Origin of the sequence: Streptomyces sp. NPDC057486 (assembly GCF_042802415.1) — a bacterium.
GTDB classification, from domain to species: Bacteria; Actinomycetota; Actinomycetes; order Streptomycetales; family Streptomycetaceae; genus Streptomyces; species Streptomyces yanii.
In genome coordinates this window covers 1-21,147 of sequence record NZ_JBHVEE010000038.1, presented here as the reverse complement: position 1 = coordinate 21,147, position 21,147 = coordinate 1, and the positions used below count along the sequence as shown (strand labels likewise).

Below are 21,147 nucleotides of genomic sequence, written 5' to 3'. Positions count from 1 at the left end.
CCCTCCATTGTCCAACCGTCCGCAAGTGCGCTTCGGGGGCGGTGTGCGGGGCGCACGGGGTCACCGCCCGGTACGGCGCACGCCCCCGACGGCCCATCGCCTGTGGTCCGGCAGTGTCACGGGCGCCACGGGACGCGGTGTTCCGCGAGGTGGGCCAGGACCGCGTGGTTCGCCTCCCACCCGTCGGGAAACTTGACCGTGACGCCGAGCTGGACCGGTTCCGTCGACGGGTGCTCGTCCAGCAGCTCCGCGACGCCGGCCCGGCAGACCACGATGCAGGCGTGACGGTGGCGGGACGCCAGGACGCACAGTCGGCCCGTCTCCAGATGGAACGCCGTGGCGTCCGGGCGCCCGGACAGCGGGTGCAGGACCACCGTCACATCGAACTCGCGGCCCTGGAGCCGGTTCGCCGTGTCCACCGCCACACCCGTCACACCGAGCTCGGCGAGCGCCGTCCGTACCGCCGCCGCCTGGTCCCGGTGGGCCGTGCCGACCGCGATCCGGTCCGCCGTCACCGGGGCCGGGTCGGGGGAGCGCTCGCTCGTCGCCGCGCCTCCCCGGTCCAGGAGCCGGCGGACCACCAGGGCCACCGCCCGAACCGCCTCCGGGTCCGTGCGCGGGGTGTGCCTGGCCGGGAGTTCGAGCAGCCCCCAGCCGGACTCCGCGGCCTCGTCCAGCACCCGGTCCGGGGCGGAGCCGTCCGACGGGACCCCGAACGCCAGCCGCCGGTCGCCGTGATCCGTACCGCTGCGGAACGGGGTGTACGGGTAGAACGCGTCCGAGACCAGCCGCGCGGCCGACGCGGGCAGCCGCCACGACACCGGCAGCCGGCGCTGCGGCAGCTCGGGGTTGTGCGCCAGCAGCGTCGAGACCGCGCTCGCCGACGGGTCGTACGACAGCCCCGCCCACTGGTCCGCACCGACGATGGAGAACGGATCCAGCTGCCCCGGATCACCGACGAACAGCGCCCTTTCGAAGAGCCCCGCGACGGCCAGCAGCGCGTCCGAGCGCATCTGGTACGCCTCGTCGACGATCGCGTGCCCCCACGGCTCGACGTTCTTCACATGAGCCCACTTGGCGGCCGTCGAGATGACGACGTCAAGTCCGGCCAGATCCCCGGCCTTCGCCGACTTCCGTACGTTGGCCAGGCCGTCCAGCACCTTGTCGTACGGGTCCGCGTCGTTGCTGTGCAAGCGCCCGACCGGCAGCCCGGGGTCCTTCTCGGCCAGTCGCACCACCAGGTCGTCGACCTGGGCGTTGGTCTGCGCGACCACCATCAACGGGCGCCCTGCCGAAGCGAGTTCGAGCGCGGCGCGCACCACCAGCGTCGACTTTCCCGCACCCGGCGGGGAGTCCACCACGATGCCCCGCGCCGTGCCGTTCAGCGTGTCGTCCAGGATCTGGGCAGTGGCCCGCCCCGCCTCGGCTCCCGGGTCGAATACGGCCGTCACAACAGGTCCTCCGGGGTCACGGGGTCGGGGTTCTCGGAATGTCCGGCGGCGCCCGGCGGGCCGCCGTGCGTCCACGGCGTCTCCTCCGGGTCCGGCAGCTTCGGGCCGCTGCGCTGGTCGTGCTCGAACAGGGTCCAGACGATCCGGTCGCCCGGCTCCGGCAGCGAACCAGGGGCCGGCTCCTTGCTCCGGCCCATCCGGTCGGTGATCCGCAGCACCAGCAGCCGCTCCTCGGCGTCCGGGAGATCCTCGGAGGCGTACGCCACGAACTCGGCGGTCTGCGGCCTGCCGTCCAGCGTGCGGTACACCTTCGTGCGCTCACCGAGGTGAGGGCGCTCGTCCGTCCGGACCGTGACCAGCGGACGCGGCGAGGGCCGCTTCGACTCGCTGTACGCCATCACCACCTCGGCCACCTCCCCGACGAACGCCTCACCGGCCAGCCGACGCCCGGCGAGCACCAGCGGGTCGTCCAGTGCCTCCTGCGCCTCCAACTGCGCCTGCGCCGTCTCCCGCGAGGCCAGCTTCGCCGCCGCCGTCACCGCGTCGTCCCGGCGCGGCTGCGGCGGCTCCCCGGCCCGTACCCGGTCCCGGTGGCCGGTGAACGACCAGCGGTCCCGGGTCCACCGGTCCTCGGTCCTGGACCCGGCCGGCAGCTCCCGCATCAGGTCGATCCCCCGCCACACCGCGTCCCAGGTCGGCCGCGCCACCGCGGCCAGCAGTGATCTGATCTCCCGCTCGGCAGCGGTCAGTTCGCCGAGCCGGGCGTCGGCCGCGAGGCCGTCCTCGGCCGCCGCGAGCGACGTACGCGCCCGGTCGTACTTCTCGATCGCGGGCGCGAGCAGCCGGTTGTCGAACGCCGGATCCGTCGCCGGACCGGCGGGCGGGCAGAGCAGTTGGCCGCCGGCGTCCCGCTCCAGCTCGGCCCGGAGCGCGGCCTGCGCACCGGACTCGCCGGCCGCAGGGTCGATCCAGGCGAGCAGCGCCCCCAGATGCTGGTCCTCCAGCGTGGACTGCCCGGTCGCCCAGTGCCGGTTCAGCAGATCGGTCATGGCGAGGAGCAGCGAGGAACCCGGCACCCGGGCCCGCTCCCCGTAATGCGTCAGCCAGCGGCCCAGCAGCGGGACCCGGGCCGGCGCCGGGTACGGGGTGTCCGGGTCGTCCTCGGCGGTGCGCCGGAACCGCATGGACCGGCCCAGCAGCCGGACGAAGTCGAGACCCGCCCGGCTCGGCACGATCAACTGCGGCGCGTCCGCGCACAACTCGACCTCGACCTTGACCTTCTTCCCGGTCTCGGGATCGGTCTCGTTGCGCTCGGCCGGCTCCACCACGTCCGTGTACGTCTCGATGTGCGGCAGGACCGCCTCGGCCAGTTCGGCGAGGAAGGCGAACCGCAGATCGCGGTCGCGCGGCTGGGCCACGGCGAGCAGCAGCGGCGCGTCCCGGTCGGTTCCGACGAGGGCGCCGAGCGGGGCGCCCGTCTCACCGGCGGTGGTCAGCGGCACGAGAACGAGCGGCGCACCGGTGAGATGACGGTGCCGGACGGTGGCCATCGGCTGCGCCCGCCCGCTCTCCACGGCCTCCAGTCGCGCCAGGGTGCTGATCAGCGACATGCCGGGCTTCCTTCCAGGGGCGCGCCCCGGTGCTCCAGCGCCTCCGCGCGCAGGGCCGCGGCGCGGCGCAGGGCGGCGACCGTGGGGTCGGCCGGATCGCCCTCCTTGCCCGCCGCCGCGGCCAGTACCGCGCCCACCGTCGTCAGACCGCCGAGCTCACCCCGTACGCTCCGCCCCAGCGCCTCCACCGCACCGGCCGCACGCGCCGTCGCCCGGCAGTGGAAGGCCAGTTCGCACGCGGCCAGGCACTCCGGTGCGTACGCAGCCGTGACCGCGTCGACCGCGGCCGTCAGCTCCTGCGCGGAGCACTCCGGGTCGAAGGTCGTGCCTTCGGGCAGGGCTGCCGCGATGTCCTCGACCCGGGTCAGCCGGGTCAGCTGGCGGCGGGTGACCGCGCGCTGCTTGCGCACGTCGACGACCGACGCCGTCGGCAGGTTGGAGAAGTCCTTCGGACAGACCAGCAGCACCCGGTGGCCGACCTCCGCCCCCGCCGTGACCGCCGCGATGCGCTCCAGCGCCAGCACATACACCGCCGACTGCCGGGCTGCCGCTCCGACCTTCGCCGCGTCCGCCGAACTGTCGATCATGGGAAACGACTTGATCTCCACGACCGTCCACCGGCCGTCGGGGTGCACCACCACCGCGTCCGGCTCCAGGTAGGCAGGCGAGCCCGCCACCTCCAGGGCCAGCATCGGGTGATCGAGCAGAGCCCAGCCACCCGCCTCGGTCGCCTCACGCAGCGCCAGTGCCGTACGCGCCGCGCGGCCCTCGGGACCCGCCGCCGCCAGATCCGGCACCCGGACCTCGCGCGGTGCATCGCCGCCCCCGCCGAGCCGCTCGTACAGCAGGCGCATCAGCTCCGTGCCGCCGTCGGCCTTGACCTTCGCCTCGAACGCGTTGCCCCGCATGAAAGCGAACTGCGACTGACCGAACGCGGCGGGAGAGCCGAGTGCGGCCGCCAGCGCGGCCTTGTCCACCCCGGCGCCGTCCAGCAGGGCGCGCCGCTTGCAGCCAGGGTTGGCGGCGAGGGCGGCCAGCGCGCGGGCATCGAGCGGATGCGGCGCGACGGCGGGACCGCGCAGTTCAGCGAGCCGCTGCCGGAGTGTCGTCGCCTGCTGCGTCGGCCGATGCCGCGACATCGGTTGAGTCTGCGGAGGAGGTCCGCTGGTTGGGAATTCGCTCACCCGCGGAAGTCTTGCATCCGGCACTGACAACAGGGGACTTCGTGACCGGGACGGCCACAGCGGTGCGGGCCCGTACCGCTGCCCCGATCCGGTCGGCGAGCCGCATCACCGGCGTGGCGAGAAGTGCCCCGACGCCCATCACCGCGGCGCCCGCGACCGCGTCGAGGAAGTAGTGGTTGGCCGTGCCCATCACGACGAACGTGGTGAGGAGCGGGTACACGACACCCGCGGCCCGGAGCAGCGGGTGCCTGCCGTGGCGCCACAGCAGGATCCCGCACCACAGCGCCCAGCCGACGTGCAGGCTCGGCATCGCCGCGTACTGGTTGGTCATCCAGCCCATGCCGCGCGGCGCACTCGCCTCGGCGCCCCACCAGCCGTACGAGCTGTACTGGGCCATCGTGTCGACGAAGCCGTGCGTGGCGTGGAGCAGCCGCGGCGGGCAGGTCGGCATCAGCGCGAAACCGATCAGACCGAGCAGCGTGGACGTCATCAGCCAGGTGCGGGCGGCGCGGTACGCGGTCGTGCGCCGTCGGTAGATCCAGATCAGGACGGCCGGGGTGACCACGTAGTGCAGTGAGGCGTACGCGAAGTCGGAGGGTATGCCTATCGCCGGATGGGCCGTCATCAAGCGGTTGAGCGGGTGCTCGGCATTGAGGAAGAGCGTCTTCTCCAGGTGAAGTATGCGCAGCCCGTGGTCGACGGCGGTCGACACATCGCTTCGGACCAGCAGCCGACCCGCCGAGTAGAGCGCGTACACGATCGCGATCAGCGGCAGCTCGGCCCACCATCGAGGCCGGTGCCGCGACACGGGCGCGGCGGTGGCAAGCGACATCCGGATGCTCTCCATCATGTGTTCATGCGTCCGACGGCGGGCGTTCAACCGTACGGCGCAGGTCGGTGACGAATCCCCCCGGGGCTCCCCTCTGGCTGCCCCGTGCGCGCGGAGCTCCCTCCGCGGGGGAAGGGACGCCGATGCGGCCCCGGGGGTTGCCTCCCGGGCACGTGAGCGATGATGGACAAAGGCGGATGACCCGTCCCTGTTGTCGTTTTCTCCGATCCACATCTCAGGGGGAGCCGTCATGGCACCGCGTATCCTGCTCGCCCGGCACGGCCAGACGGAATGGTCCGTCAAGGGCAATCACACCGGCAGGACGGACATCCCGCTGCTCGATGCGGGCCGCGAGGGCGCCAAGCTGCTGGGCGAGAGGCTGCACCGGAAACCGTGGGCGGACCTGCCGGGCCTCGAGGTCCGGACCAGTCCGCTCGTCCGCGCCAGGGAGACCTGTGACATAGCCGGCTTCGCGGACCGCGCGCAGCCGTGGGACGCGCTCATGGAGTGGGACTACGGGGCGTACGAGGGCATGACCCCGGCCGAGATCCAGGCCATCCGGCCGGGCTGGTTCATCTGGCGCGACGGGGTGCCGGAGGGCGAGACCCTCTCCGAACTGTCCGCCCGCGCGGACGAGATCGTGGCCTGGGCGCGCTCGGCCGACCGCGACGTGCTGGTCTTCGCGCACGGTCACATCCTGCGGGCGCTGGGGGCGCGGTGGCTGGGCGAGGACGTGTCTTTCGCGTCCCGCATCCGGCTGGACCCGACGTCGCTGTCGGTCCTGGGGTGGGCATACGGGGCGCCGGCGCTGGAACGCTGGAACGACACGGGCCACCTGGACCGGTAGGTCCCTCCGTCGCCCCGAGGCGGGGTGGGCGCTTCGCGGAGGGCGGCGCCGGGGAAATCGGCCTGCCCGGCGCCCGAGGGCCCAGCCGTCGGACCGGTCGGGGTGCCCCGGCCCCGTCGGGGGCTCCTACACCCCCATCTCCGCGCACCGCTCCAGAAGCCCCGCCACCTCCGGTGACCCGCGCTGCGCCCGCAACACCCCCACCGCCCCCGCCAACATCGCCCGGATCCGGGACGACTGCACCCGGTCGAGCAGGTCCAGCACCTGGTGGCCCGCCGCGGCCGCCTCCGCCGCGGCCCCGGCATGCGCCAGGTCCGTCGTCAGCTCGGCCCGGTACAGCGCCAGGTTCCGGGTGAAGTGCGGGTCCTGCAGCTGTGTGGCCCGTCGCGCATGACGCGCCGCCCGCGGCCAGTCACCCAGCGCCGACCAGCACTGCGCCTCCAGCATCTCCAGCTCCGCTTCCCGGAAGAACGTCATCCATTCCGGATCGGCATCGCGCGTTCCCCGTCCGAAGGCCTCGTGCGCCCGCCCCAGCGCCCGCTCGCAGCCGCTGCGATCACCGAGCCCCGCCCGGCCCCCCGCCTCCCGCAGCGCGAGCAGCGCCAGCAGTCGGGGTGAGCCCAGCGGCGTCGCCGCCCGCTGCCCGGCCTCCGCCGCCCGTACCGACTCCCGAGGCCGTCCCGCGTCCCTGGCCAGGAACGACGCGTTGCAGAACGCATGCGCCTCCAGCGCCGCGTCACCGGCCAGCCGTGCCGTCGCCAGCGCCTCCGCGTAGTGCGAGCGGGCGTCCTCGAAACGCCCCGAGTCATGGGCCAGCCACCCCACCGAGATGGCCAGCTCACCCGCCCCGGCATGCAGCCGGTCGGACGTGGAGCCGCGGGTGGTCGTCCCCTCGTCCAGCAGCGCGTACGCCGCCCTCAGCGGCTGCGCGGCCCGTCGGTAGAGGCCGTCGCCGCCGTGCCGGTCGTCCAGCAGCCTGATCTGCCGAACCGCCTTCTCGACGGCGGTCACCTCGGCCTCGCCGACCCGTCGTTGTGTGGGGCGCTGTGCGGGTACGGCAGCGGCGGCGGCGGTGGCGCCGAGGCCGAAGCCCAGGGTTGCGGCCGCCATCGCGGTGGTGCCGCTGGTCATGAATACGCGACGCAGCACGTCGCTCTCCTCGTCGCTGTCGCTCTGGAGCGTGGGGGGCAGTGGGGTGTCGGGGATCTCGGCGGTGGTGCGCGCTCCTCGGCCGCGTACGGTCTCGCGCGACGAGAAGCCCAGGTCCGCCAGGGTCGCCCCGGGGAACATGTGCAGGAAGACTCGTTCGTACGCGTAGTTGGGGCAGCGGATCTCGCCGGACTCCACGCGTCCGATGTACCGGGCGTCGCACGCGACCTGCTCGCCGATCTCGCGGGCGGATCTGCGCACCGCGGCAGCGAACTCCCCGGCGGAGCGCGGTCCGCGCAGCCGCCGGAAGGCGAGGTTGGGAACTGCCCCTGTCGACACCATGGCTGGGCCCTCTCTGGTGCAAGCCGGGCCTGTTTCCGGTGTCCCGGCGGAGCAAGAAGGTACCTGCTGTGACGGACCCCACACGCAGTGTTTGCCTACAAAACGGATATCTCGCCCGCGATCCGCCATGAACTGCCACCCTTTGCGGCGGCGTGGCACCGTAGCCCTTGACGTAGTCGACGCGTTGGTTCATGTGGAGACGGAGTCCTGCTCCGCCCGGCGATGAGAGGAGAGGTCCCTTGTTGCATCTCGGCACGGAGACCGGCTCGCGAACGACTGCGACGACGACCACGACGACGACCGGTTCCGGGGCTGCGGAGCGCGAACCCGCCACCCCCGAAGCCGCCACACCCCGGCCCCCGGCCTCCGAGCCCGCCGTGGCGGAACCCCTGCCGCTCACCGCCCCCGGGCCCTGCGAGCTGGTGACCGTTCCCGCCCGCCAAGGCCTCGAGGCCGTCGACATCCTGCGCCGCGGCGCCGATCAGGAGGCCGTCGGCCCGGTCCTGCACGACGGCACCTGCGACACCCTCGGCTTCCTGGTGCCGCCGGGCACGGCCGAGGCCTGGGACGTACCCGGCAGTGCCTGTACGCAGACGAACGGCCGCGGACTCCGCATTCCCGCCGAACCGCCGGTCTCCGGCAGCGGCTGGCTGCTGCCGCCCGCCGCCGACGCCCCGGTCACCGACCCTGCCGCGCTGCGGGCCGCCCTCGACCAGGCGGCCCGGCTGATCGAGGCGGCCGACAACTGCCGCTGAGCCCATAATGGCCGGGGGAGTGTTCCCCCTCGGTGCCGGACCGGCACCGGGCCGGAGCGATGAGCAGCGAGCAGGGGCAACAGCAGTGGCACGTCGAGGAGCATCCAGCGGTGGCGCGAACGCCCGGAAGCGTTCAGACCGCAGGCCGGAGACCCTCGCCGAGGCGGTCGACGGCGGTCTCGCCGAGCTGATACCCGACCGGGAGCGCCCCCGTGCCTGGACGCTGAACCTCGACGGCGCCCCTCAGTCCCATGTCGACCTCGACGACCCCTCGCACCTCTCCTTCTCCTACCAGCGCCGGATCGGCCACATCGCGGATCTCGTCGCCCCCGCGGGGCAGCCCCTGCACGTCGTGCACCTGGGCGGCGGCGCCTTCACCCTCGCCCGCTACATCGCCGCGACCCGCCCCCGCTCCACCCAGCAGATCGTCGAGCTGGACGCGGCGCTCGTCCAACTGGTCCGCCGGGAGCTGCCGCTGGACCCGCAGGCCCGGATCCGGGTCCGCTCCACCGACGCCCGCGCCGGGCTCGGGAAGATCCCGGACGACTGGGCGGACCTCGTCATCGCCGACGCGTTCAGCGGATCCCGCACCCCCGCCCACCTCAACAGCACCGAGTTCCTCACCGACGTACGCCGGGTGCTGAAGCCCACCGGGCAGTACGTGGCCAATCTCACCGACGGTCCGCCGCTGGCCCATCTCCGCGGCCAGATCGCCACCGCCGCCGCCGTCTTCCCCGAGCTGGCCCTCGCCGCCGACCCGGCGGTGCTGCGCGGCCGCCGCTTCGGCAACGCCGTGCTGCTCGCCTCCGGGCTGCCGCTCAAGGTCGCCGAACTGACCCGCAGGGTCGCCACCGATCCGCACCCGGGACGCGTCGAACACGGCCGGGATCTCGCCGACTTCACCGGCGGCGCGGCTGCGGTGCGCGACGCGGACGCCCGGCCGTCCCCGGTGCCGCCGTCCTCCGCGTTCCAGTGACTGGGCGTCGCACCGGCGCCGCGCTCAGCCGATGTCGACCGCCGGCGGATGATCGTTCCACGTGCAGAAGACCGACACCGTCGTGCCGTCGTCGGTGCTGAAGTTCACCCGGATCCAGGTCGTGTTCTTCCAGACCTGGATGGACCAGCCCGGATCCGGTGTCGCCGACACCAGCTCGGCCGAGGCGGCGCCCAGCTCGAAGACGACCCGGCCAACTCCCGCCGCGCGCAGGCGATCGCGCAGCTCCAGAAGTCGCACCCGGGCCTCGATGTGTCCTTCACCCTGCCGGTGATGCCCGAGAGTCTCACCCAGCCGGGCCGCCACGACGCAGGTCCCCGCAGGTCCCCGCAGAGCTCACAGTGCATCAGCCGCGAACGGTGCAGCGCACCGGCGGCGGGGGACGTGCCCTGCACTCCACGTACGCCGTCGCAGCGCTGCCCTGCCCCCGCGCCGTCGCGTGTTCCGTGAAGTCGTCGATGCCGACCTCGATCCCCGCCGCGGCCGGCGCACGGGTGAACGCCGACACCGGGCCGCGGGCGGGCCGGGCGGAACCGGAGCGCATGCCGGCCAGGCTGCGCGAGGTCCGAGTCCGCATCTGCCCCTGCACATGCCGCCGGACGATGTCCGGGGTGTCGGCTTCGGGGAAAGAACGCGCAGGGGCCCCGGAGGTGCCTCTGGGGGCCGCACCCCGTTCACCTTCCGGCGTGCCCTTCCGTGTGAACGGGGTGGGACGAGAACTGTTTCCCGGAGCCGGGGCACCGGGGGCGCGCTTGTGGGGCCCGATCCTGTGATCGTTTGGCAACAAGCCTTTGACCTGCTGGAATTCTGGATCCCGTCAGTCCGGAGATTGCGTTCACCCGTTTTGGCAAGCCTTCGGCGGGACACGGTCTCGTGACTTGCAGGACACACTCGGGCAACGGAAGCGTCTTCAACTCTTGACACCCACCCCTCCAAGGCAGGAACCTTCCGACATCGACGCATGGGAGCGCTCCCACATCGTGCGAGGTCTTCTCGTGCGAACGGCACTGCCCGTGTTCTCCCCCCTTGCACCACCCCGGCACCCGCCCTCACCACGCGTATGCCGCGCAGTCAGAACGCCAGTCCCACCCTGGAACAAGGAGTAGTGGAATGCGTATCACCCGCACCGTCGCCGGTCGAAGCCGCAGAGCCGCGGTTCTGGCCACCACGGGCCTGACAGCCACGGCCCTGTTGCTGACCGGCTGCAGCGATTCCGATTCGTCGGACCACACGGGCTCCGATGCGAACGGGCAGATCACGCTGACCGTCGCCGACTTCGGGCAGTTCGGCTACAAGGAAGCCGGTCTCTTCGCGAAGTACCACGAGCTGCACCCGAACATCACGGTCAAGGAAAACGCCACGGCCGACGAGAAGGTCTACTACCCCAAGTTCCTTCAGCAGCTCAACACGGGCAGTGGCCTGGCCGACGTGCAGGGCATCGAGGTCGGCCGCGTCAAGGAGCTCGTCGACACCAAGGCGGACGCCTTCGCCGACCTGTCCACGGTCGTCGACGCCGACCAGTGGGTCGGCTGGAAGGCACTCCAGGCCACCACCGACGAGGGCAAGGTCATCGGTGCCGGCACCGACATCGGCCCGATGTCGCTCTGCTACCGCCGCGACCTGTTCGAGCAGGCCGGCCTGCCGACCGACCGCGCCGAGGTCGCCAAGAAGGTCGCCGGCGGGTGGGAGGACTACCTCAAGCTCGGTGAGGAGTACAACAAGAAGGCTCCCAAGGGCACCTTCTTCATGGATTCCGCCAGCGCCATGTACAACGGTGTGGTCAGCTCGAACGAGGAGCAGTACTACTCCAAGGACGGCAAGGCGATCTACAAGGAGAGCGCCGGCGTCAAGAAGGGCTGGGACCTGGCCACCGAGGCGGTCGACAAGAAGCTGACCCAGGGCCTGGCCCAGTTCACCCCGCCGTGGCAGGCGGCCCTGCGCAAGGGCAGTATCGCCAGCATGGCCTGCCCCGCATGGATGGCCGCCCAGATCTCCACGTACTCCGGTGACGCGTTCAAGGGCAAGTGGGACATCACCCGCACCCCGGGCACGACCGCGGCCAACTGGGGCGGCTCGTTCCTGTCCGTGCCCGCGAAGGGCAAGCACGTCAAGGAGGCCGGTGAGCTCGTCAAGTGGCTGACCGCGCCGGAGCAGCAGGCCGCCGTGTTCAAGGCGGCCGGTCTCTTCCCGTCCAACAAGGGCGCCTACGACCTGGCCGACGTGAAGAGCGCCAAGCTGGAGTACTTCAACAACGCCCCGATCGGTGAGATCTACGCCGAAGAGGCGACCTCCATCCCCGCCGCCGTGCTCGGCCCGAAGGACGGCATCATCAAGGACTCCATCTCCACCCAGATCAACAACATGGAGCAGCGGGGCACCGACCCGGACAAGGCCTGGGACGCCGCCACCAAGGCGATCGACAAGGTGATCGGCTGATCCTCGCCGGTGCGGGCGGCCGGGACGCCATCCATGCGTCCGGCCCGCCCGCACCGGTGCCGGCTCCCGAACCGGCACCGTGCACGGCTTCCGACACCTCCGCCGGACCTGACCAGAGGTCCGGCCTGCCCCTGCGGTGTCGGCACACCCCAGGGAAGGACTCCCACCTGTGGCAACCACCACCCCCACCCGGGGCGCACACGGCTCCCGGCCCGGCCGGCGCGCTCCGAAGCCCATGACTTCCGGCCGCCAGGCATGGCGCAGTCGACTGTGGCGCTTCGACGACAAGGTGTCGCCGTACGCCTACATCGCGCCCTTCTTCCTTGTCTTCGGCGCCTTCGGGCTCTACCCGCTCCTGTACACCGGCTGGATCGCCCTGCACCGGGTGGAGATGACCGGTCTCGACCGGATGGAGTGGGTCGGCTGGGAGAACTTCAGTACCATCCTGCAGGACTCCGAGTTCTGGACCGCGGTCACCAACACCTTTGTCATCGGCGTCATTTCGACCGTCCCGCAGCTGATGATCGCGCTCGGCCTGGCCCACCTGCTGAACTACAAGCTCCGCGCCAGCACCTTCTGGCGCACTGTGATCCTCACCCCGTACGCCACCTCGGTGGCCTCCGCGGCGCTGGTCTTCGCCCTGGTGTTCCGGGCCGACGGTGGTCTGCTGAACTGGGTCCTCGGCTTCTTCGGCGCCGGCGGGACGAACTGGGTCAACGGCCACTGGACGTCCAACATCGCCATCGCCGTCATCGTGATCTGGCGCTGGACGGGCTACAACACCTTGATCTACCTGGCCGCGATGCAGGCCGTCCCGGCCGACCTGTACGAGGCCGCCTCGCTCGACGGAGCCTCGCGCTGGCAGCAGTTCCGCAACGTGACCATTCCCGCGCTGCGGCCGACGATCCTCTTCACGATCGTCATCTCGACCATCGGCTCCATGCAGCTGTTCGGTGAACCCCTTCTGCTCGAGGGCGGCGCCAACGGAGCGCAGGGTGGCACCGAGAACCAGTACGAGACGCTCAGCATCTACCTCTACAACTACGGCTGGAATCTCGGGCATCTCGGTCCGGCCGCCGCAGTCGCCTGGGCCATGCTCGTCCTGCTGCTGCTCATTGCCGCGATCAACTGGCTCATCGGGCGCTTCATGCGCAAGAACGCGGCCTGACGGGAGCGATATCCATGACCACAACCAGCCCGATCACCGCTCCGGACCGCCGCATCTCCAAGGCTGCCACCCGCAGCGAACCCCCGCGCCCCCGCCGGTTCAAGCCCGGCGCGGGCCGCCAGCACCACGCCGGCCCCTTCGCCTACTTCGCCCTGATCGTCGTCGGCCTCGGCTCGCTGTTCCCGCTGTACTGGACGCTCGTCACCGCGTCCCGCACCCAGGACGAGGTGTTGGACACGTCGCCGCCGCTGCTGCCGGGCGGCAACCTGTTCAACAACCTCGAGGCAGCATGGGAACAGGCCCACCTCGGCACGGCCATTCTCAACACGCTCATCGTGTCCAGCTGCATCACGGTCGCGACCCTGTTCTTCTGCACCCTGGCCGGTTACGCCTTCGCCAAGATGCGCTTCAAGGGGCGCGGGGTACTGATGACGATGGTCGTCGCCACCCTGACGATTCCGCCGCAGCTCAGCGTCGTTCCGCTGTTCATGATGATGTCCGACATCGGCTGGGGCGGTCAGCTGGAGTCGGTGATCTTCCCGACCCTGGTGAGCGCCTTCGGTGTGTTCTTCATGCGGCAGTACCTGCTCGAGGCGCTGCCGTACGAGCTCATCGAGGCAGGCAGGATGGACGGTGCGAACAACCTCCGCGTCGTGTGGAGCATCGTGCTCCCGGTGGCCCGCCCGGCGATGATGGTGCTCGGCATGCTCACCTTCGTCCAGGCGTGGAACGACTTCTTCTGGCCCTACCTCGCGCTGAACCAGGAGAATCCCACGCTCCAAGTGGCCCTCGGCCAGTTGAGCGCCTCCTACGTCCCCGACCAGAGCATCGTGATGGCCGGCGCGCTGATCAGCACGCTGCCGCTGCTCGTGGTGTTCGTGATCTTCGGCAAGCAGATTGTCGGGGGGATCATGTCCGGCGCCGTCAAGGGCTGACGTGATGTCACCCGCCCTTTCCCGGACGTCCGGTACGGCCTGCGCCTGACCGCAGGCCGTACGGACCCCGGAGTTCCACCCTTTCCCTGACTTCGTTCGCCCACTCCTGGGAGCGCTCCCGCATGACTGCCGTACGACCCGACATCGCCCCGCAGCGGGCACCCGAGGCAACGAACTTCCCGACCGGTTTCGTCTGGGGGGCGGCCACTGCCGCCTACCAGGTCGAGGGGGCCGCCGCCGAGGACGGTCGAACCCCTTCCATCTGGGACACCTTCAGCCGCACACCGGGAAAGGTCCGCAACGGTGACACCGGCGACATCGCCGCCGACCACTACCACCGCTACCGCGACGACGTGCAGCTGATGAAGCAACTGGGTCTGAAGGCCTACCGCTTCTCGATCTCCTGGTCCCGGGTGCAGCCCACCGGGCGGGGGCCCGCCGTCGAACGCGGTCTGGACTTCTACCGCAGGCTCGTCGACGAGCTGCTCGAAGCAGGCATCACCCCTGTCGCCACGCTCTACCACTGGGACCTTCCCCAGGAGTTGGAGGACGCGGGCGGCTGGCCGCAGCGCGTCACCACCGATCGGTTCGCCGACTACACGGCGATCATGGCCGGCGCCCTCGGCGACCGCGTCGGCATGTGGACCACGTTCAACGAGCCGTGGTGCTCGGCCTTCCTCGGATACGGCTCCGGTGTGCACGCTCCCGGCCGCACCGAGGCCGCGTCCGCACTGCGGGCGGCCCACCACCTCAACCTCGCCCATGGCCGGGCGATCGAGGTTCTGCGCGGTCAACTCCCCGCTAGCGCGCAGACCTCGGTCACCCTCAATCTCCACCAGGTCCGCCCGCTGACCGACAGCGCGGCCGACGTGGACGCCGCCCGCCGGATCGACGCGGTGGGCAACCGGGTGTTCACCGGACCGATGCTGCGCGGTGAGTACCCCGAGGACCTGATCGCCGACACCTCGCACATCGTCGACTGGTCGCAGCTGGTCCACGACGGCGACCTGGCCGCGATCTCCCGTCCGGTCGACGTCCTGGGCATCAACTACTACACGCCCACGCTGGTTTCCACGCCCGCCGAGGGCGTCGGCGACTCGCGCAACGACGGCCACGGCGTCAGCGACTACTCCCCGTGGCCCGGCTCCGAGCACGTCGCCTTCCACCTCGCCGAGGGGAAGGAGCGCACCGCGATGAACTGGGCGATCGACCCCAACGGCCTGTACGACCTGCTCATGGACGTCACCCGTGACCACCCCGGGCTGCCGCTGATGGTCACCGAGAACGGCGCGGCCTTCGACGACTACGTCTCGCCCGAGGGGCGGGTCGAGGACCCCGAGCGGATCGAGTACCTGCACGGCCACCTCGACGCCGTGCAGCGAGCCGTCGCCGACGGTGCGGACGTCCGCGGCTACTTCCTGTGGTCGCTGATGGACAACTTCGAGTGGGGGTACGGGTACTCCAAGCGCTTCGGCGCGGTGTACGTGGACTACGCGTCCCAGCGCCGCATCCCCAAGGCGAGCGCCCACTGGTACGCCGATGTGATCCGCCGGAACGCGCTTCCCCCGACCGACGCCTCCTGACCCCCGCTGACCCCTGGGACCCGGCCCTGTGCCGGGTCCCAGCCGTTTCCGCCGGGCAGTTGAGTTCTCCCGCCCCCCCGGACGCTGCGCGACCCTTGACCACGCGCGTAGAGTGGGAGCGCTCCCAAAAGGAAGTTGCGGTGCGGGCGGTCGGCCCGGTGGAGTGTCAAGCGATCCCACATCGGGACTTGGTTTGGTTATCCGACTGTGAGAAATTGACCGCGAACGGGAGGCGGCCATGACGGTAGCGCGAGTACGGAGCGGTGGGCGGCCCACGCTCGAAGAAGTCGCGGCACGAGCGGGGGTGGGGCGCGGTACCGCCTCGCGGGTCATCAACGGTTCACCACGGGTCAGCGCGCATACGCGTGAGGCGGTGGAGGCAGCGGTCGCCGAGCTGGGTTATGTGCCCAATCGCGCGGCCCGCGCCCTGGCCGGGAACCGCACGGACGCCATCGCCCTCGTCGTGCCCGAGTCGGAGAGCCGCTTCTTCGCCGAGCCGTACTTCTCCGACATCGTGCGGGGTGTCGGGGCCGCCCTCGCCGAGACCGACATGCAGCTGCTGCTCACCCTGGCGGGCAACGACCGCGAGCGTCGGCGGCTGGCCCAGTACCTGACCGCGCACCGCGTCGACGGTGTGCTGCTGGTCTCCGTGCACGCCGACGACCCCCTGCCCGACCTGCTGGAGCAGCTCGGGATGCCGGCCGTGATGAGCGGCCGCAGATCCGCATCCGAACCGCTTGCCGCGGTCGACTCGGACAACTTCGAGGGCGCCCGCAGCGCCGTCGACCATCTGATCTCCCGGGGCCGCCGGTCCATCGCCACGATCACCGGGCACCTCGATGTGTACGGTGCCCAGCGGCGCCTCGACGGCTACCGCAAGGCGGTCGCCTCCGCCGGTCTGGAGCCGGACGAGCGGCTGATCGCCCCCGCCGACTTCACCGAGGAGGGCGGCGCCCGCGCCATGCGCGACCTCCTGGCCCGCCGGCCCGATGTCGACGCGGTCTTCGCGGCCTCCGACGTGATGGCCGCGGGCGCCCGTCAGGTGCTCCGTGAGGAGGGCCGGCGCATCCCGGACGATGTGGCGCTCGTCGGCTTCGACGACTCGGCCGTGGCCCGCCACATGGACCCCGCGCTCACCAGCGTGCGTCAGCCGATCGAGGAGATGGGCCGGGAGATGACCCGGGTGCTGCTCCAGGAGATCGCGGGCGAGGAACTGGAGCGCCCGCAGATCGTGCTCCCCACCGAGCTGATCGTCCGCGACTCGTCGTGACGCCCGCCGCCGGGCCGACAGTGGTGTGACGACCGTCACTCGACCCTCTGGTGAGAGGGCATCATATGGAGAAGGGCCCCGGTCCGAAGACCGGGGCCCTTCCCTTCAGGGTGAGTAACGGGACTCGAACCCGCGACATCCTGGACCACAACCAGGTGCTCTACCATCTGAGCTATACCCACCGTGTCCGGTCTTTTCTGACCGGCCGAGAAAAAGTGTACAGGGTCCGAGAGGGTGCTCGCGCCCCAGTTGTTCAGCCGCTGATCCCGGACCTTGAAACGCCCGTGACCAGCGGCTTCCCGAGGTCCTACGACGGGGGTGCCGTCAGGCGTGTCGCGATGGCCTTGGCCTGCTCCGAATCCGGCCCGGGCTGCGGTACGAAGATCGCCTCCCGGTAGTACCGCAGCTCCGTGATGGAGTCACGGATGTCCGCGAGCGCCCGGTGGTTGCCGTTCTTCTCCGGACTGTTGAAGTACGCCCTCGGGTACCAGCGGCGGGCCAGCTCCTTGACCGAGGACACGTCGACGATCCGGTAGTGCAGGTAGCCCTCCAGGGCCGCCATGTCCCGGGCCAGGAATCCCCGGTCGGTACCGACCGAGTTCCCGCAGAGCGGTGCCTTGCCCGGCTCCTTCACGTGCTCGCGGACATAGGCCAGCAACTGGGCCTCGGCGTCGACGAGCGTGGTGCCGTCGGCCAGCTCGTCGAGGAGGCCCGAGGCGGTGTGCATCTGCCGCACCACCTCGGGCATCGTCTCCAGGGCCCTGTCCGGCGGGCGGATCACGATGTCCACCCCTTCGCCGAGCACGTTCAACTCCGAGTCGGTGACCAGTGCGGCCACCTCGATGAGTGCGTCTTCCGTCAACGAGAGCCCGGTCATCTCGCAGTCGATCCACACCATGCGATCGTTCATGCGTCCCACCCTACGGGGCGCTGCGCTGCCCCGGCAGGGTCGGGCGCCCGGTGGCGTATGCGTCGGAGCCCGGCTTCCCGTGCTCCGGCTGCCCCGCCCCGGCCGCCGTGGAGGGTGCGGCCGGAGGGCCCGACGGGGTCGCCGTCAGGCCGGCCCTCCGGCTCGCGGTCGTGCCCTGTGCGGGCACGACCGTCTCGATCGCCGTCGCCACCGGCTCCATGGGTCCGCCCTGCGGACGGCGGGCCCGGTACGCGGCCCGGTACGCGGCGGGGGAGGAGCCCAGCTGGCGCCGGAAGTGTCCGCGCAACGCGACCGGCGAGCGGAAGCCGCAGCGGCCCGCGACCTCGTCGACCGAGTAGTCGGACGTCTCCAGCAGCCGCTGCGCCTGCAGCACGCGCTGGGTGATCAGCCACTGGAGCGGTGCGCTGCCGGTCAGCGAACGGAACCTCCGGTCGAAGGTCCGCCTGCTCATGTAGGCGCGCGCGGCGAGCGTCTCGACGTCGAACTGCTCGTGGAGGTGCTCCAGTGCCCAGGCCACGACCTCGGCGAGCGGGTCGGAGCCGATCTCCTCAGGTAAAGACCTGTCGAGGTAGCGCTCCTGACCGCCACTGCGCCGCGGGGGCACGACGAGCCGGCGGGCCAGGGCCCCGGCCGCCTCGGTGCCGTGGTCCGTGCGGACTATGTGCAGGCAGAGATCGATCCCTGCCGCTGTCCCGGCGGAGGTGAGCACATCGCCGTCGTCGACGAACAGCTCACGCGGATCGACGTGGACCGACGGGTAGCGCTTGGCCAGCGTCGGTGCGTACATCCAGTGCGTGGTCGCGGGACGGCCGTCCAGCAGCCCCGCGGCGGCGAGCACGAACGCGCCGGTGCACAGCCCGACGATGCGGGCCCCTTCCTCATGGGCGCGGCGCAGCGCCTCCAGCGCCTCGGCGGGCGGTGGCGAGGTGATCGAACGCCAGGCGGGCACCACGACGGTGCCTGCCCTGCTGATCGCCTCCAGGCCGTACGGCGCGGTGAGTTCGAGCCCCCCGGTAGTACGCAGCGGCCCCTCCTCCCCGCCGCAGACAAGAAGTCGGTAGCGCGGAACTCCCGCGTCCTGCCGGTCGATCCCGAAGACGGAGAGCGGGATGGAACTCTCGAAGATGGGGCCGCCGCTGAACAGCAGGACGGCGACGACTTCCCGACGTCGTCGTCCGCTCAGCTTCCGTACAGCCTCCGTTGCGGCGGCGGAGTCCTGGCTCATGACGCTAAGCCCCCCTCGGTGTTCGCGTCTTCCTGGTCCTTGCGGGCCTGTCGCTGCACGTTTCCCCTCGGTCCTGCACGAGTCCCCAGTCTTCGACACCCAAGATCGAATCTACTGCGTCTCGTGGTGCCGTCGTGACAAGTTGACCAACCAGCGCTATGTCGACATGGGCACTTGGCGGGAAGCATTCGATCACGAAGCGTTCCACCCCCGGGCCGTGCAGGGAAGTGCGCCTCCCGTTCGTGGCCCGTCCCTGTCGGGTGGAAGCGTACCGCGTGGTCTCTTCTTGCCTGGTAGCAAGGGGGTTGATCGGCCAATTCGCCAAGGATTCGGCAGGGGTGAGAAGTTGGCTGAAAACATACGGTTGCGTGTGCCGGATTCAGTTGTTCGACCGGCGTACGACCCCTCGGTGCGACTGCTCCTGTGTGCCCCCTCGGTCCGGTGGGCGGCCACGGGCCAGGACCGGCGGACCGGGGTGAGGCAGGCGGCCGTGCCGACCCGCGGGGCCGACGGTGGGGGCGCGTGCGTCGCCGGCGGACGTGCCGTACGCCACGAGGGCGGCCGGTTCGGGCAGGCGGTCGAACGCCGGGCGGCGGACCATGCCGGCCGCGGACCGGTCGGCGGTGGTGACGGGCGCGGTCGGCCGGTCGGCCGGGGCGGGTGCGGGCGCGGCGTCGCTCCCCGGGGTGGCGCGGTGACACGTGGTGGTCACCCTGCGGGGTGGTGACCGAGCGGTGCCACTCGGTCGCCGACGGGTGTCCGTCGCGGCCGGTAGCCAGATGCGGTCCCCTGCCCGGGCGGCGTCGGTGTACCACGCAACCGGCATTGCCATCCGCGGCTGCCTCGGGCATGCTCCGTGGAACGTCGCATGCGCTTTGCGGGGGTCTGGGCAGTGGAGGAGTGGCGCCGTACCCTTGGGGGTAAGGGGTTGGGAAGATGATTCCAGGACACCGCAACACTGCTCGCTGATACACCTTCCCCAAGCAGCTCTCTCCTCACGAGGACTCTCTTCGCCGAGACACCGATGGCCGGTCACGAAATCCCCGAACCCGCGGACCGCAAGCAGGTAGCCGACCCACTGTCGGACCCGCTGGCGGTCGAAGAACCACGCCACTCCTGCGATCCCGCCTTCCGGCATGGGGTCGTGGTCGGCTTCGACGGCTCCACGTCCAGTGAGCGAGCCCTCGCCTATGCCATCGGGATGGCCCGAAGATCAGGTTCCGGCCTGATCATCGTCCATGTCGCCAATCGGCTTCCGACCACGGTCTGGGCAGGCTGCGAGCCGCCGGTCTTCGTCGACGTGCCCGATCACCGCACCGAGGTCCTCGGTCTGGAGCTCGCCTGTGCGGACTACCTCTCCGAGGTGCCGTGGGTGCTCGTCGAGCGGGGCGGCGACATCTGCCACGAGTTGGAGGAGGTCGGCCGCGAGTACTCGGCCGACGCGATCGTCGTCGGCTCCACGCACGGCATCGTCGGCCGGATCTTCGGCTCGGTGGCGGGGCGGCTGGCACGGCGCGCCCAGCGCCCGGTCGTGGTCATTCCCTGAGGGCCCGTCGCCGCACTGCCGTCGTCCGGCCGGAGGCCGGGCCGTGCGGCAGGTGGCGGACGGCGGCGGGACCCAGGACTTTTCCTTCCTGACGCGGAGGCGTCCTGGCCGGATGGCCGACGTGGCGTCAACTCGCCCTTGAAAACAGGCAATCTACTCACCCGTAAAGGTGGATTGTGTGCTTGTGAAGGGTACATAAGGGTCACTGGGAAACAGCACCACTGCCTTTGAAGGGAGCCCGCCGTGGACAATGACGTCTCTGCGGGAAGCAGCAGCACCTCCACCCTCGGCCATCTCGCCCTGGGACTCACCCTGTTGGCGTTCGGCATCGGTCACACCCGGGTCATCGACGGCGTGACGGCGGCCGACGCGGTCTCGCTCGCACTGTATGTCGGCGGTATCGCCCTGTTCGTCGCCGGACTGCTGGAGTTCCGCGGCGGCAGCGCCTTCACCGGCACGGCCTTCGTCGGGCTCGGCGCCTTCTGGTTCACCTGGGGCACCGGTGCCGATGCCCATGTCTCCGGTCATGCGGCGGGGCTGTTCCTGCTGCTCTGGGCGCTGTTCGCGCTGAGTCTCACCCTCGGGGCGGCCGGCGGCGGTCTGCTCGCGCAGGGGACGTACGCACTGCTCTTCCTGGGGCTTCTGCTCCTGGGCGTCGGGCAGTTCGCCGGGAGTGACGGGCTCGGCAAGGTCGGCGGCTGGCTGGCCGCGCTGGCCGGTCTCGCCGCCTGGTACGGAGCGACGGCGGCGCTGGCCAAGTGGCCGACGGCGCTGCCGGGGCGTGCTGCCGGCCGGGGTGTGACGGCCGCCGGCTGAGGCAGTCACCGGCCGGTGCGACCTGGGGCGGCACCGGCCGAACGGGAGCGGCCCCGCACCTGATGTGGTGCGGGGC

General features: G+C 71.2%; 19 protein-coding genes, 1 tRNA gene and 1 pseudogene. 10 read left to right on the top strand and 11 right to left on the bottom strand.

Annotated elements, in window-relative coordinates; all coding sequences use genetic code 11:
• Positions 1-116: 116 nt before the first annotated feature.
• From ACFU6I_RS19440 to ACFU6I_RS19425, 4 genes are read right to left on the bottom strand one after another with little or no spacing between them, the layout of a single operon-like run.
• Positions 117-1,451: an AAA domain-containing protein gene (locus ACFU6I_RS19440; protein WP_384368012.1), complete on the bottom strand. Its 1,335-nt coding sequence runs from the start codon at positions 1,449-1,451 to the stop codon at positions 117-119.
• Complete coding sequence (locus ACFU6I_RS19435) at positions 1,448-3,061, bottom strand: hypothetical protein (protein ID WP_384368009.1); 1,614 nt, start codon at positions 3,059-3,061, stop codon at positions 1,448-1,450. The genes ACFU6I_RS19440 and ACFU6I_RS19435 overlap by 4 nt, the downstream gene beginning before the upstream one ends.
• A complete protein-coding gene (locus ACFU6I_RS19430; RefSeq protein ID WP_384368007.1) occupies positions 3,052-4,245 on the bottom strand; it encodes a hypothetical protein in 1,194 nt (397 codons plus the stop codon). The genes ACFU6I_RS19435 and ACFU6I_RS19430 overlap by 10 nt, the downstream gene beginning before the upstream one ends.
• Entirely contained in the window at positions 4,145-5,077 is a 933-nt protein-coding gene (locus tag ACFU6I_RS19425; RefSeq protein ID WP_384368132.1) for a phosphatase PAP2 family protein, read from the bottom strand. Before ACFU6I_RS19425 ends, ACFU6I_RS19430 begins: the two co-directional genes overlap by 101 nt.
• 247 nt (positions 5,078-5,324) lie before the next feature.
• On the opposite strand from ACFU6I_RS19425, the gene ACFU6I_RS19420 reads away from it, so the two are divergent.
• Complete coding sequence (locus tag ACFU6I_RS19420; protein WP_327246202.1) at positions 5,325-5,921, top strand: histidine phosphatase family protein; 597 nt, start codon at positions 5,325-5,327, stop codon at positions 5,919-5,921.
• Between the two features lie 126 nt (positions 5,922-6,047).
• On the opposite strand, the gene ACFU6I_RS19415 is transcribed toward ACFU6I_RS19420, so the two are convergent.
• Positions 6,048-7,412, bottom strand: coding sequence for a tetratricopeptide repeat protein (locus tag ACFU6I_RS19415; protein ID WP_384368004.1), 1,365 nt, complete (start codon positions 7,410-7,412; stop codon positions 6,048-6,050).
• Positions 7,413-7,651: 239 nt separating this feature from the next.
• Here ACFU6I_RS19415 and ACFU6I_RS19410 point away from each other — a divergent pair, with 239 nt between their 5' ends.
• Both ACFU6I_RS19410 and ACFU6I_RS19405 read left to right on the top strand, forming a co-directional pair.
• Positions 7,652-8,167, top strand: a complete 516-nt coding sequence (locus ACFU6I_RS19410) for a hypothetical protein (protein ID WP_384368001.1) — start codon at positions 7,652-7,654, stop codon at positions 8,165-8,167.
• Between the two features lie 85 nt (positions 8,168-8,252).
• Complete coding sequence (locus ACFU6I_RS19405; protein ID WP_384367998.1) at positions 8,253-9,143, top strand: spermidine synthase; 891 nt, start codon at positions 8,253-8,255, stop codon at positions 9,141-9,143.
• 24 nt (positions 9,144-9,167) lie between these two features.
• On the opposite strand, the pseudogene ACFU6I_RS19400 reads toward ACFU6I_RS19405, so the two are convergent.
• Together ACFU6I_RS19400 and ACFU6I_RS19395 are read right to left on the bottom strand one after the other, a co-directional pair.
• A pseudogene (locus tag ACFU6I_RS19400) lies at positions 9,168-9,362 on the bottom strand (hypothetical protein); the annotation flags it as partial.
• Positions 9,363-9,507: 145 nt separating this feature from the next.
• Positions 9,508-9,705, bottom strand: coding sequence for a hypothetical protein (locus ACFU6I_RS19395; protein ID WP_384367995.1), 198 nt, complete (start codon positions 9,703-9,705; stop codon positions 9,508-9,510).
• Between the two features lie 566 nt (positions 9,706-10,271).
• Between ACFU6I_RS19395 and ACFU6I_RS19390 the strand changes: the two genes are divergently transcribed.
• The 5 genes from ACFU6I_RS19390 (at position 10,272) to ACFU6I_RS19370 (ending at position 16,553) form a co-directional block, all read left to right on the top strand.
• The gene (locus ACFU6I_RS19390) at positions 10,272-11,597 is read left to right on the top strand and encodes an ABC transporter substrate-binding protein (protein ID WP_384367992.1); all 1,326 of its coding nucleotides are present in this window, start codon (positions 10,272-10,274) and stop codon (positions 11,595-11,597) included.
• 169 nt (positions 11,598-11,766) lie between these two features.
• On the top strand, positions 11,767-12,765 hold the full coding sequence (locus tag ACFU6I_RS19385; protein WP_384367989.1) for a carbohydrate ABC transporter permease: 999 nt from the start codon (positions 11,767-11,769) through the stop codon (positions 12,763-12,765).
• 14 nt (positions 12,766-12,779) lie between these two features.
• The gene (locus ACFU6I_RS19380; RefSeq protein ID WP_384367986.1) at positions 12,780-13,700 is read left to right on the top strand and encodes a carbohydrate ABC transporter permease; all 921 of its coding nucleotides are present in this window, start codon (positions 12,780-12,782) and stop codon (positions 13,698-13,700) included.
• A gap of 122 nt (positions 13,701-13,822) precedes the next feature.
• Positions 13,823-15,283, top strand: a complete 1,461-nt coding sequence (locus ACFU6I_RS19375; RefSeq protein WP_384367983.1) for a GH1 family beta-glucosidase — start codon at positions 13,823-13,825, stop codon at positions 15,281-15,283.
• A gap of 238 nt (positions 15,284-15,521) precedes the next feature.
• Positions 15,522-16,553 carry a LacI family DNA-binding transcriptional regulator gene (locus tag ACFU6I_RS19370; protein WP_384367980.1) on the top strand — a complete coding sequence of 344 codons (1,032 nt, stop codon included), beginning with the start codon at positions 15,522-15,524 and terminating at the stop codon, positions 16,551-16,553.
• Between the two features lie 109 nt (positions 16,554-16,662).
• On the opposite strand, the gene ACFU6I_RS19365 is transcribed toward ACFU6I_RS19370, so the two are convergent.
• The 4 genes from ACFU6I_RS19365 to ACFU6I_RS19350 all read right to left on the bottom strand — a co-directional run bounded on the left by ACFU6I_RS19365 (position 16,663) and on the right by ACFU6I_RS19350 (position 19,421).
• Positions 16,663-16,735 (bottom strand) — tRNA-His (locus ACFU6I_RS19365).
• Between the two features lie 125 nt (positions 16,736-16,860).
• The gene (gene orn / locus ACFU6I_RS19360; RefSeq protein ID WP_384367977.1) at positions 16,861-17,463 is read right to left on the bottom strand and encodes an oligoribonuclease; all 603 of its coding nucleotides are present in this window, start codon (positions 17,461-17,463) and stop codon (positions 16,861-16,863) included.
• A 10-nt stretch (positions 17,464-17,473) separates the two neighbouring features.
• On the bottom strand, positions 17,474-18,709 hold the full coding sequence (locus tag ACFU6I_RS19355; RefSeq protein WP_384367974.1) for a helix-turn-helix domain-containing protein: 1,236 nt from the start codon (positions 18,707-18,709) through the stop codon (positions 17,474-17,476).
• 379 nt (positions 18,710-19,088) lie between these two features.
• Entirely contained in the window at positions 19,089-19,421 is a 333-nt protein-coding gene (locus ACFU6I_RS19350; RefSeq protein ID WP_384367971.1) for a hypothetical protein, read from the bottom strand.
• A gap of 312 nt (positions 19,422-19,733) precedes the next feature.
• On the opposite strand from ACFU6I_RS19350, the gene ACFU6I_RS19345 reads away from it, so the two are divergent.
• Both ACFU6I_RS19345 and ACFU6I_RS19340 read left to right on the top strand, forming a co-directional pair.
• Positions 19,734-20,255 carry a universal stress protein gene (locus ACFU6I_RS19345; RefSeq protein ID WP_037694266.1) on the top strand — a complete coding sequence of 174 codons (522 nt, stop codon included), beginning with the start codon at positions 19,734-19,736 and terminating at the stop codon, positions 20,253-20,255.
• A 243-nt stretch (positions 20,256-20,498) separates the two neighbouring features.
• Positions 20,499-21,071 (top strand): acetate uptake transporter, encoded by a 573-nt coding sequence (locus ACFU6I_RS19340; RefSeq protein ID WP_266985374.1) that lies wholly within the window; start codon positions 20,499-20,501, stop codon positions 21,069-21,071.
• Positions 21,072-21,147: the final 76 nt, after the last annotated feature.